At 44.7% G+C, this 12,638-nt stretch carries 10 protein-coding genes; all 10 read right to left on the reverse strand.

Going from position 1 to position 12,638, the window contains the following annotated elements; genetic code table 11:
- Positions 1 to 112: 112 nt before the first annotated feature.
- The gene (locus PMI30_RS26165) at positions 113 to 514 is read right to left on the reverse strand and encodes a GtrA family protein (RefSeq protein ID WP_008005974.1); all 402 of its coding nucleotides are present in this window, start codon (positions 512 to 514) and stop codon (positions 113 to 115) included.
- Positions 511 to 1,797: an NAD(P)/FAD-dependent oxidoreductase gene (locus PMI30_RS26160; RefSeq protein ID WP_008005975.1), complete on the reverse strand. Its 1,287-nt coding sequence runs from the start codon at positions 1,795 to 1,797 to the stop codon at positions 511 to 513. The genes PMI30_RS26165 and PMI30_RS26160 overlap by 4 nt, the downstream gene beginning before the upstream one ends.
- Positions 1,798 to 1,799: 2 nt before the next feature.
- A complete protein-coding gene (locus PMI30_RS26155; RefSeq protein WP_008005976.1) occupies positions 1,800 to 2,735 on the reverse strand; it encodes an NAD-dependent epimerase/dehydratase family protein in 936 nt (311 codons plus the stop codon).
- 78 nt (positions 2,736 to 2,813) lie between these two features.
- A complete protein-coding gene (locus PMI30_RS26150; RefSeq protein WP_008005977.1) occupies positions 2,814 to 3,554 on the reverse strand; it encodes an SDR family oxidoreductase in 741 nt (246 codons plus the stop codon).
- Positions 3,551 to 4,864, reverse strand: coding sequence for an FAD-binding oxidoreductase (locus PMI30_RS26145; RefSeq protein ID WP_008005978.1), 1,314 nt, complete (start codon positions 4,862 to 4,864; stop codon positions 3,551 to 3,553). Before PMI30_RS26145 ends, PMI30_RS26150 begins: the two co-directional genes overlap by 4 nt.
- Positions 4,861 to 6,405 (reverse strand): UbiA family prenyltransferase, encoded by a 1,545-nt coding sequence (locus tag PMI30_RS26140; RefSeq protein WP_008005979.1) that lies wholly within the window; start codon positions 6,403 to 6,405, stop codon positions 4,861 to 4,863. The genes PMI30_RS26145 and PMI30_RS26140 overlap by 4 nt, the downstream gene beginning before the upstream one ends.
- Positions 6,406 to 6,523: 118 nt before the next feature.
- The gene (locus PMI30_RS26135) at positions 6,524 to 8,188 is read right to left on the reverse strand and encodes a hypothetical protein (RefSeq protein ID WP_008005980.1); all 1,665 of its coding nucleotides are present in this window, start codon (positions 8,186 to 8,188) and stop codon (positions 6,524 to 6,526) included.
- Positions 8,189 to 8,195: 7 nt separating this feature from the next.
- Positions 8,196 to 9,149: a CgeB family protein gene (locus PMI30_RS30240; protein WP_008005982.1), complete on the reverse strand. Its 954-nt coding sequence runs from the start codon at positions 9,147 to 9,149 to the stop codon at positions 8,196 to 8,198.
- A 1-nt stretch (position 9,150) separates the two neighbouring features.
- Positions 9,151 to 11,547, reverse strand: a complete 2,397-nt coding sequence (locus PMI30_RS30245) for a glycosyltransferase family protein (protein WP_157173009.1) — start codon at positions 11,545 to 11,547, stop codon at positions 9,151 to 9,153.
- A 113-nt stretch (positions 11,548 to 11,660) separates the two neighbouring features.
- The gene (locus PMI30_RS30075; RefSeq protein WP_008005985.1) at positions 11,661 to 12,608 is read right to left on the reverse strand and encodes a class I SAM-dependent methyltransferase; all 948 of its coding nucleotides are present in this window, start codon (positions 12,606 to 12,608) and stop codon (positions 11,661 to 11,663) included.
- Positions 12,609 to 12,638 lie beyond the last annotated feature (30 nt).

The raw sequence follows: 12,638 nt of genomic DNA on the forward strand, positions 1-12,638 counted from the left end.
GCAATTATGAGTTTTATAGTGTCACCATAATATTGTCATGGTCGAGATAAGTGTATTGGCGCGGAGCAATATATCCCACTATGTAGTGAGGTGTGTTGCTCCGCGCCAAGTGTTATTTGAACGACCAATGCTTATGTCCCAAGTAACTAGTAAATACTGGAACGATTACACCTGTTGCATGTGAGATTTCTTTTACAAACGACGTCATGCCAAGCGAAGGTAGTAAGTAATATGCTAGCCCCATGCTGATCAGCCATGTTTGTAATACAGCGACTAGATTCACCAGCGTGAAAAAGAGGATGGATCGATGGACTGATTGCTGACTCTCCTTAAAAACAAAGAGTTTGGCCAGTACGAAGGCAGTAATCATCCCCGTGATATAAGCAATAATTACTGAAAGCGAAAAACTCAACCATAAATTATAGATAATCCTGGAGCAAAAGTTAACGGCGGCCGCGGTGCCGCCGGTAATCAGGAATACCATGAATTGTTTGGATAGAAATTGCTGAATCACGCAGTCGCTTCCTTGGCCATTTTTCTGCCGAAATCAATACTCTCGGATATACCTCGGTCTTCAGGGTAATAATAAGACGTATCTGCTACCCAAAGACCTTTGATAGGAAGTGCTGCCGGTGGCAGATTATCAAGGTAGCCGGGATCACAGATTGGCTGTGCGTAACGGTAGCGGCTAGCGTGTATATCGATAAAGTCTTCGTCGGTTAGCGAAGGATTGATTTTCTTTAGATAAGTACGGACCTTGTCCAGAAAGTTCTGATCTGGCTCGGAAAATTTCGGGTGTTCACCTGGGATGTAGAAAGGCACGTAAACGATGTGATGATCTAGGGGGCGCAGGTTGGTGTACTCAACCAGGCCTGGGATATCCATCTCGGGGTCGTTGGTATTCAACCAGAAGTTTTCAGTCACCGCCTTCCGAAGTTTAACGATGACACATACCACGGCAATATTCTTGACTGCCTTGAACTGTTCAAGAATGTGCAGTGGTAAGTCAGGTATTACTTTAGGCACATAAGGGAGCGGAATTGTGCTGATGACCTTATCAAATGCTTCAACTCGCCCGCCAACGTCAAGACCCCGGATCTTGCCCTCTTCAATCAGTACTCGAGTTACGGGAGACTGGAGACGGATTTCACCACCGTTTGCCTGAATGTCGACACGCATTGCCTGAAGCAGCGTTTCAGATCCTCCCAGCAGGTAGCCCAGTTTTTCACGGAATAAACTGTATCGGGATCTGCCAATTCGCCTGATTCGACTCCAGATCCATGCTGCAGACAGGTTATCTGTGTAGTTATAAAACTTGTAATCAAACAGCTTACGCCATAAGACATCGTACGCCTCCTTACCAACCCAACGTTGAATCCAGCCTGTCGCCTCGACGTGATCGAGTGGCTTCCAATCGTTGCGCTTGGTGGACAAAAATGCGTGCAAGCCATAACGGAACTTGGCCACAAAGCTCAGTCCGCGGAATTTGAGGAGTGCAATGGGATTACCCCAAGGCTGTAACTGATTTTGGTACCAGTAGCCCATCTTCGTTTCTACCCAGCGCATTTGCCCTGCCAGCCCCAACTCATCCAGAACCTTTAGAAACGCATGGTCGGAAATGCAGTGGAAATGGTAGTAGCGTTCGATGCTCAATCCCGAGAAGTCGAATGCCGCGGTCATTCCGCCTACTCGATCATCGGCTTCAAATACGATGGGTTGATAACCATCACGAGCTAATTGATAGGCTACTGCCAATCCCATCGGCCCAGCCCCTAGGACCGCAATACGTTTGTCCATGATCAAAACTCCAGAATAATCTTGCTGTAGGCAGGGTCATTGAAGGTTTCGTCAATTGCATCGCTAAACTTAGTGTAAGGCACTCCAAAAATATCCGGCCAGTCAATGACTTCAAACTCATCCTTGGTGCTTAATGCCGAAAGTTGTTGAGTCGTGAATGGTGGGTTTCTATCAAATAATGCCCAAGTCCAAATGAGCGAATAGAATAATCCGTAAGGGATTTTCAGGATCGGAGTTTTTGACGCTGTGACTCGCTTTATTTCTCGGATTATGTCGATGTAGTCTATTTTTTCATGTCCGGAAATATTGTATATGCCATTCTGTGTGCGGCGTTCGATACAGCTAATAATTACATTGCAGAAATCACCCGCGTACAAGGGCTGGCGCATATATTTACCGTCTCCCGGTATCGGAAAAACCGGTACTTTTTTCATGAATCGGGAAAGCCATCCAAGGTGCTTTCTATCAAACCAGCCAAACATAAGAGTCGGCCGTAGAATAGGGCATGCTATGCCGCTGTCGAGCACCATTTTCTCTTGGTCTTTTTTGGTTTTCGTGTAGAAGTCATTGGCTGCTGATTCTACTACAGATGAACTTATATGTACTAGATATGGGTTGCCACTACTTTTTATCGTATCAAGGATGATGCGTGTTGAATCAAGATTGTTTAGCGTAAAGTCTTCGTGGTTGTTTCCGCCAATTTGCGCTTGTAACATCACGACAACGTCGGCTTGGGAGAAATGTTGTTGCCACGACCCAGGTTTAGAAAGATCGGCAAACTCAGTCGTGATGTCTGGATGAACTTGTTCAAGTATTTTTAAGTTTGTTTGATGTTTGTCAAGCACCACAATGTTGCTATAACCTTTCGCTTTTAGTCGAGCCACCAAATTCTGGCCCACCAGACCTGCACCACCTGGGAGAATAATCTTATTTTTCATAAACTAGCTCGGTAATGATCATATAAAATAGGCGATAGAGTTGTTTCTTAAAGGCATATCGTGCGCTTTAAGAGGCAGTCAAAGCGATAGACGCTTGAAAATAAATGAAGGAATCAAGCGAATGATCAACATTATAAAGCTCCAGAATCCTGGAGTATAAATAGTATCGACATTTCTCTCGATTCCCTTGACAATTCTTATTGAAACCTGCTCAGGGCTTGCCACCAGGTGACTAGGAAGAGATAAGTTTTTGGTCATGGGGGTATCGACAAAACCTGGTTTTATTGTAATAACGTGAACACCAACTTTAAACAGTCTTGCTCTTAATCCTTCGCAAAAAGTTGATACTGCAGCTTTGGCTGTACCATATAAATAGTTGGACGGGCGACCTCTGTCGCCGGCAACAGATGAAATGATCGCAAGTGTCCCGCAACGTTGGGTTTCCAATTGATTTGCGAGTCTTGTCAGTAGTGCTATTACGGATGTGCCGTTAAGAGAAAGTTCTTCTAATGCGATATTCACATCCAGTTCGCAAGTTTTCTGGTCAGGAAGGGAGCCGTGAGCAATCATTCCAATATCGATTTGTTTTAGTGTCGCCAAACAACTCTCTATCATTTTTGAATGTGCGGTGAAGTCTGCGGCGTCCATGACATAAGTAGTAACATCGCCCGCTCCACGCGCTCTTAAATCAGCAGCAACCTGCTCCATCTTTACTTGACTACGGCCAACCAGAAACATCTCTGCCCCTTGATTTGCCCATAGTCGCGCACATGCTGAAGCGATGGCCGAGGTGGCACCGACAATAAGGATTTTTTTCATTCTGTCACTCTCTGCCAGAAGCGGGAAATTAATGATGGATCCCGCATTGATTCCAAACGCTCCCACTCAGGGTAAGCCTGTCGAAAGTCTTTGCCGCTCATATGCGCATCCTTCGCCGGGTACAATCGCCCTCCGGACTGCCTTACAATTTGGTCAAGGTGGCTGAAGAGCTCCTTCAAATTAGATCTTTGAGGGAAATCTAAAGCAAGGGAGGTACCGGAAAGTGGAAAGGACAATAAGCCGGGAGATTTGATATCACCACAACGTTTAAGTACCGCAAGAAACGAACCCTGACCGCTCTTGGCAATAGCCTTCAAGAGCTCTTTCATGGCCATCTCGGCAGATGCGTCAGGAATGACACACTGGTATTGCTGAAACCCCCGTGGTCCATATACCCGATTCCAGTTCAGGATACGATCAAGAGGATAAAAGAAAGACTCGTATCCACTACGTTGTTGCTTCAACTTGGTTGGGTGAGCACGCCAATACAGCTCATTGAGTATGCGTAAAGAGTAGTTGTTAATCAGAGACAACGGCGGTGTAAAAGGAATAGATAAAGGGGCGTTGTCATTTAGCACTAGCTCGCCATAACGTGCGTGATCACCGACTATGTAAACCCCGCGTCCGACTTGACTGCCAGACGCCAGGCAATCAATCCACGCGACACTATATTCATGTTGGTGATCAAGTTCGGAGGATAACGCAAAAAACTCTGTCAAATTCCCAAAGCGAACGACATGGGTGTCGATATGACTGGTGTTTATAGGTATAAGTTGAATTTCCGCAAAATGTATCAAGCCTGTTAGCCCCAAGCCTCCAATAGTCGCGGCGTACATCTCCGGATTAATGTTAGGGGAGCAAGTCAAAAATTCTTCATTGCTACGCTCCAATCCGAAGCTTAGCAGATGATTTCCAAAAGTACCTTTTGAGTGATGGTTTTTGCCATGGACGTCGTTAGCAATTGCGCCTCCTACCGTGGCAAATTGAGTTCCAGGAGTGACAGAAAGAAACCAGCCATTAGGGATAGCGGTAGCTAACACCTCAGAAAGAGTGATCCCTGCCTCTACAATAACGATCCCTCTAACCCAATCGACATGTATAAATCGATCTATGCTGCGCATGTTTATTACATGGTCCGACGCGGCTAAACAACTGTCTCCATAACTACGCCCATTACCATATGGAAGAGTAGTTTCATATTTAGACGAAACTGAGCCAAGCAGGGGGGGCAGTTCATCTCGCCAATAGCAAGCATGTGAATGCTGCGGGTTATAGGGGTAGCGTCCCCAAGAGAGCAATGAGGGTTTCATGCTGCTATCCAGAATACTAGACAAAACAATGAGCCAACAATCAGGCTGGCTCGATCTCGGATCGCATAGACAACCGGGTCATCATGCATTTCTCCGCGATGTGTGAGCATCCAGACACGAGTTATCCAGAAAAGTAGAAGCGGACAGGCCAACCAAATTATTTGGGGATGTGAATATAGTTCTCCCGTCGCTTGATCATGGATATACAAGGCTAATACCATTACCGCCAAGTATCCAGAAGAAGCACCGAGTGACGATATCATCTCAAGATCGCTAGGGTAGTAACCTCGTCCTCGAGTCTTCTCTAACCTCCCCTTCTTTCTTGCTTCCTGCAATTCAGCATAACGCTTGACTAAGGCCAGACTCAAAAACATGAACATCGAAAAAGCCAACATCCAAAATGTCAACGCTAAGCTAAATGCAGCTGCCCCCGCGATGATACGTATTGTATACAGCAGGGCCAAAACGATTACATCAATCGCCATTTGTCGCTTTAGAAACAGGGAATAGGCTAACGTCAATATATAGTAGGCTGCTAAAACGCCTACAAACTCCCAGGGTAATGTAAACACAGCGCCAGTAAAGGAAATAACTAGCAGAATAGGGAACGCAAAAATGCCAGTTCTTATAGATAATCGTCCAGCGGCGAATGGACGATTACGTTTGCTCTTATGGTGACGGTCATCGGCTAGGTCTAATAGATCATTTAATATATAAACGCTTGAAGCGCAGAGTCCAAATAGAAAAAATGCAATCACACCTTGCCACAATAAAAGTGGGCTAAAGAGCTTGTGCGCAGCCATCAATGGAACAAAAATTAATATGTTTTTCATCCACTGATGTAGGCGAAGCGCCTTTACCCAGTCTCTTGGTAGAAAGGGGTTTGTATTAATCAGTTTTTTAACATTTCCTGAGGCTCGCGCCTTGCGCTCAACACCTCGCTCTGGATTAACTACATAAGCATCTCGAGCCGATGCCCATACGACGACATCGTCGTGTGAATTGCCAGCATAATCAAAACCTTTCTCCCCATAGTGTTCCACCAACAAATCGCGTTTATGATGCGAAGATAAATTACATGTACTATCGCTCGCTAAAATATGATCAAACAAATTTAAATGCTGCGCAATACGTTCTGCCAACGAATGATGGCTTGCTGTCGCTAGGACAATCACACGGCCGTTGCGTTTTTCAGTCTGAATGAACTCGATTACAGTTTCGTCATATGGAAGAACACTGACATCAATGTTAGTAGCTTCCGCCAATTTTTCTTTAAGCGTCGCTTTGCTATTTACCAGCCATGTCAAGGGCTGAAATAAGCAAAGTGGATTGTGGCGAACGAAGGAGAGGCCGGTTTCCAGCAGTAAATCAGAACGCAGAAGTGTTCCGTCTAGATCAATTACGAGAGGAATGTTGAGTGCAGTCACGAAAACTTCCCTGATGGTTTGCCAGACGGGAGCTAAACTGGCGAAATGGAGAAGATCTATATGTAATGGACGCACGCTTCTGGAGCATTGCGACCCGTCGATAGAAAATAGCATAACACGCTTGAATTTTGAAGAAATCTATTGGGATATCTTAAGCTAAGTCGAGATTGTTTCAGGGGCTTCACAGAGTGGGGCGGGCCCACTCTGAATGGATTGCTTTCCATTATCTCTATCAGGCAGCTACGAGAAAGCGACGATAGAAATAGACACCTGTTATCAGAAAATTTATTCCGACCTGTGTCCAGCAAGCTACAAGAGCAATTTTTGAGAAACTAGCCCAGTAAACACCTAATACAACTATTAGCGCCGCAAAGGGTTGCCAGCCATGCAGTAGGGGGACGGCAGCATAGCTGAAAACACAAGCTAAAAGTACGCTGGAGGCTCCAAAAATTAGTGCGGCTTGTTTCAGTTCCGTATGTGCCTGACTTGAGTAAAGAGTAGCCTGCGGGTTCGGTTTTACCAACGAAAAGAATACGGCCATACTAGCTACGTATACAAGAAACAAAGTGCCTACTGCCCCAGCAAGGTTTAGTGAACTCTGTATATACATCGAGGTCAAGTGCGTCTCGAAAGGTAGTAAATGTATTGGTAGTATGGTGTTTGCTAGGTTTGCAATACGCGGCCAAACAAATTGGAAGGCAGTAATATTTGCAAGGCTAAAGTTCTGAGATATAAGGTCTGAACTCCCTCCGGCATATAATTTTGTCCAAATAAACCAAGGACTTACTACTATTGCGAATGAAAGACAGAGCCGTGCGGATCGGGCGACTCTTATGTAAATATCGGTGGATTTGTCTAAAGCGAGAAGGGCGAAAGTTGCTACGGCCAAGTAACCAATTGTATAGGGGTGAGAGAGATACGCTAGCGCAAGTAGTGATCCGGCGATTAAGGTGTTTCGATGCTTCTGATAGAAAAAATACGACGTAATAATGAAGAAGCCAGCCAATGATTTTGGCCAGGTAAATATAGTTTGAAAGATGAAATATGGACTTGTGACAAATAGCAGGAGCATCAACGCGCTGTTATGCCATTTGAGATTTATAATCTTGGTTGCAATCAGGCCAACGCCTAACAGCAGGCATGAGTTTAGAAAAACTGCAACACCTAAAAATATCGGGAAAGTTGCCTGATCTCGTAAAAGTATCCGAAAGTCCGGCCACTGCGTGTCTACGTATTCGAATGTCGGAAGGTCTCCTTGGGGTTTGACCGAGCGTAGGGCCATACGCACAGGTAGTGCCGCAAGACTGACCAGTATTGGTCTGTTCGCGACATGTTGACCCGGTAATATAGGGCTGTTATTTATAAATGATATGCTTCTTGCTATATATTCCTGTGCAACATAGGGGATGACATTGTCCGGGGGTAAATCGCCAGTGATAGATTGAATTCTTACTGAGGTAACATGCTCTTTGTTGACATAGGCGCCATCCGGCAAGGAGGGTTTTAGCGGAAACTTGATACTTGACAAGATCAATATAGAAATTGCAAAAACAAAAAAACCGCCGATAGTAAATACTTCTAGTGAGGACGGTTTTTTAAAGTGTTGCTGTTTAAGTAGCTGCGTTGTTTTGAAGGCGCCAAGTATAAGTAGCGGTGCTATGAATAGCAGAGCAATGCTATGCCGGAGTTGTAAAGGTACGATGGCGATGATGCAACCGATAATTGCCAGATAGACTGCGCAACTAATTACAGATAAGCAAACTCTCTCAATCAAACTTTCACTTGATTGTGCCGTCTTTTTCCTGGAAGTAATCCAAGGTAGAAACCCCAGAAAAACAATTAGTGATGTAACCAAAAAGGCACTAAGTGAATATTTTAATTCATAAAGCTCAATCATCTGATGATCAACCGTTTAGATTATTTAGATTTGCAAGTATAGTTTTCGCTCGTGTAGCGTAAGTATGGTCTTTCAGTGCGCGGCCTTGAGATCGCTCTGCAATATTTTTACGGCGTTGTGGCGAAGACCGTAGATCTTCAACAATGAGCCCGAGCTCCTCTGGGGAGTCGAATACTAGTATTTCCTCATTCGGAGTGAAATAATCAAAAATTTCCAAGCCTTCTATATAATAGCATTGTACTGCGCCTGCCATAGCTGCTTCAAAAGTTCTCGGTCCCGGAGTTGTTGCATCTAGCTGATACTTATTATTTGCAAGGTTGTGACGGCGCCCAATGTTTAAGGTGACTAATGAAGAGTTGTAGTACTTCGACATGTCTTCGTTGGGGATGCGTACATTTTTACTGAAGCTCAATGTTTCGGGCCATTCTGCACCCATAACCTCTACATTGAAGTGTGTTAGAGAACTTTGGCTGTCCAAAAGCAATTGTGTTCGATTTGGAAAGCCGACGCCGCAGAAGAAGATATCCCTATCCATGCTCTCTGTAACTTCTATGAAATGCGCCTCTTTATCCGCTGCTAGTGGAAGGTGCGTAACTTTAGGGTGGTTAATGTGTTCTACCGCCCAACGATCATTGGAAAAAATATAATCAGCGTATTTGTAAATTTTGAAGTTTAAATCAAATTCGTATGGATCATCATGGAGCCAAAAAGCGAGTGAAGCACCCGTGCGAACGCAGTAGTTTCGAAGGCCTGTGTAGTCACAACTCTCTGGCATACAGGACCCAAAAACGACAATAAGATCAGGTTTGAATGAGTTTGCTATCTCATTGGCATTATCTAATGAGCAGGAGGACACGCTCTCGTTAGTCAATACTTCGGAGAAGCCGCGAGCGACATAACTTCGCAATACCGCGTTGTTGTTTATACGGTCCGGAGATGCTCCACAAATTAATACTTTCACGTTACAAGCGCCTAGAAATATAACGAATACTTACACGCACCGCGGATTTTATACCGTGGCGTTTCCAGTGATCTAAAAAGTGTACGCTTAACCCTGTGACTAAATGACGAATTTTACTTACATAATTCCTACTGCCGACTATCCCCCCGGAAGCTGGTGAGATTGCCCAGATGTCTGCGATTGGTTGCCGCAGTTGGTTCAGACTGAAGAGGGTGGAGTTTTTTTGCATTCCTATGGAGTAATTCCGATTTTCGGTAAGGGTGCGATATATCGCTTTGAGTCCCGCAATATGCGTATCTGGGCGCATAATGGGTGCATTAGCCGTGCTTTTTCTTAAACTCGACAATAGTGACGGTGTGTCTAAAAACTGATGAAGAACTGTGAATAAAGCCCCCTCTGAATCTGTAGGGATCTTGATTCCATCCACACCATGAGTAACACGTTCGCCAAGCGCCCCGATATCGCTAACAATCGGAACCAGACCACAGTCCCAAGCTTCAGACAATGTTAAGCAATAGGTTTCGGGCCAGATGGAGAGGTGTAACGATACATGGCAAGAGTAAACGTCTTCAGGTATCTGGCCAGGATCAAATCCGCCATGAACGAAGACTTGAGGAAAGGCCTTGTGGTCATTAAGCCAGAAATATGCTCCATCTACACGTCCGAAGATGTGAAACTCAATAGCGCACTTCTCCAATAGAGGAATTACTCTACTGATCACGTCTCCACCTTTATGATTGGCGAAGTTTCCAAGGATGGCTACTTTCAGAGGGGATGATAATTTCTTAACTTTTTCCCTCATTGATGATGTTGGAGGGGTGGTTGGTACTGGCAAAATATGAGTATTTAGGTGGGTGGAGACGGATGGGTAGATTCTCGCAATAAGTTCCTGGCTACCTTTTGTGTTGAAAATCAGCGAATCGGATGACGCTAAAACCTGATCCCAGACGGCTCTACGTGTCGATTGTCCACCCGGTAAGATTTGATGAGAATTCCATAGGCATACATCACACTGCGCTGGTGAAATTTCATCGGGTTTACAATAATTGCCTTTGAACGAAAGTAATGTAAATCTATGACATATTGCGTAATAGTCGTGAAAGGTCATCACCGATGGTATACCCAATGTTTTGCAGAGCTCCACAAGGCTGGGAACATGACCAATCAAGTGGTGAAAGTGGACGGTGGATATATAATAACGGTTCAAAATCGATGCGAATGCCTTTTCCCTTTCCTGGCATGTCACTTGCCAAGGGGAAAGTACTGTTGAAAAAGACAGAGCCTCGACAACAATACCTGCTTCATTAAGAAGAAGGGCATCCGAAACTTTTCGTAAGCTAGGCGAGTAAAAATAGATCTCGTATGTTTCACGTAAAACTTGACTGATATTATGTAGATAAGCTTCAACGCCACCGAAGTTCCCATTGGCGACGACGTTATGAACGACGAATAGCAGTCGTGGTTTTACATGGTTCAACAAGGGGGGGGGGGAGATCTGCGTATCTGATGGTGTTGGTAGTTTCTGAAGCTCTGAAAGAATATAAGATGCTCGATTTTCGTAGCAGTGCTGCGTTAATGCTTTATTTTGAGCGCGTAGTGCAATGTCGTAGCGTAGCTGGGGGTCTGCATGTAGCATTTTTATCGAATCAATGAGTTCTTTTGAGTTTTCGAAATATATAAATTCTTTTCCTGGTTCGAAATATTTCGCTGCTTCTTCTATTTTTCTTTGAACTAATTGTACGGTACCAGCCAAAGCTGCTTCGAAAAGGCGCGGTGGTGGAGTCTCTGCAAATTCGTTTTGACCCGACGAAGAAAATACTCGAGGGAGTACCAGTGTTGTTACACTGGAGTTAGCGAATCTTGCAAAATCAACCGGAGAAGTTCTCCAGTTCAATTGGCTTGCTGGCAGGGACAGGTTTACCTTGGGCAGGTGTGGATTGGTAGGTAGTGCAATTTTTGCTTTTATTCTTTCATCAGCCCAATTTGACCCTAGCATTTCCCGGATCAACTCAACTCTATTTGGCCAAGCGGTACCTGCAAAAAAAACATCATAACGTAGGGGGGTACCTGCGTTTTGCACGGGAATAAAATGGAACGGTTTAGCTCCAGCCAACGCAAGATGCCTGCCTTTTTCTCCATATGCAGATACCGAGGCGGAGTCGTTGGTGAAAACAAGGTCAAACATATCTGAGTTGGCGACGTTCACGCTCAGCTCGTATGGATCCTCCGTGACCCAGAGAACAGAGCGATTACAAATTGCGGCCAAACGTAAACAGATAGCACGATTTAACTCTTCGCCATCAAAGGCTAAGAATAGATTGCATTTGTTTTCAATCGCCAAAGGTACGGCGTCGTTAAGTTCTGCTTTTATAACTATTTCTACATCGGGGCTCTTCATCAAAGCCCGATGAAGAGCTATACAGATATAATGATTGGGATTGCTACTTTTCGTATCAACCAAAATTATTCTATGCTTTATCACAACGCGATTTCCTTGGCGTACTCGCTATGTCAGCGTTTAATTAAAGACATCAACTTTCGAAGAGGTGCAGTTAATTTCCATGACTTAGAGTTCTTCAGCGATGCAATGTGTAACTCATCTTCGTGCCTTATGCGTGCGACTTCATTCTCAAGTACAGTCTGGTGGCTGCTTCTTAAGTTTACGATCTCATCGGTTAATCTTGCGATCTCACCGGACGTCTGATTGTTTAGGTTTTCCAGGTGCTGGATTCTTAGTGCTGCTTGCCCCAACTGATAGCGCAAGGCCGGGACCTCCCCCAGTCTGGAATATAGGCTTTTCAGAAACTGAGTATCTTCATTGGAGTCGCTGCAGAGCTCTCTCAATTGGGCGTTCTGTTCTTTGCCGACGAGAAGTACACCTAGCCCGTGATAATGGTCGAATCGAAAGTGCGGGTAGTGTTTTGTTACTTCTTCCCAAAATCGCCAAACACCAAATCCAGAGTCTCGGACATTAATATCGTGGAAGATTACAACAGCTCTTTCGGAAAGCTTGCTTTTCCAAGTTTCGAAGTCATGACTCACCGCTTCATAGGTATGAAATCCATCAATGTGAAGTAGATCTACAGAACCGTCTGAAAACTCTAGGGCTGCGTCGTCGAAGCGTTGACGTATCAGCCTCGAAAATGCACTGTAGTGTTCTTCATTGTGGGAGACAATTTCATTGAATATATTGTTGTTGTAAAACCCTGCATGTTCGTCACCTTCCCAAGTGTCTACCGCGTAGCAACGTGTATCTATATTACCTTCGACAGCCGCTTGGCAGAAGGCAAAGTAAGACATTCCTAAATGGGTGCCGAGTTCGACAAACACTCGCGGCTTTTGCGTCTGCATGAGCCAGGCTGCGAATGGGACGTGGCCAGTCCAGGCACTCAATACATTGCGTTTTGGGGCGATAAGCATCGAGTTATTTACTAAAGCTGCTTTGTTAAGACTATTCATTTTGGGATTACCAATGTTCAATTCGGTTAA

Origin of the sequence: Pseudomonas sp. GM50 (assembly GCF_000282375.1) — a bacterium.
Lineage (GTDB): Bacteria > Pseudomonadota > Gammaproteobacteria > Pseudomonadales > Pseudomonadaceae > Aquipseudomonas.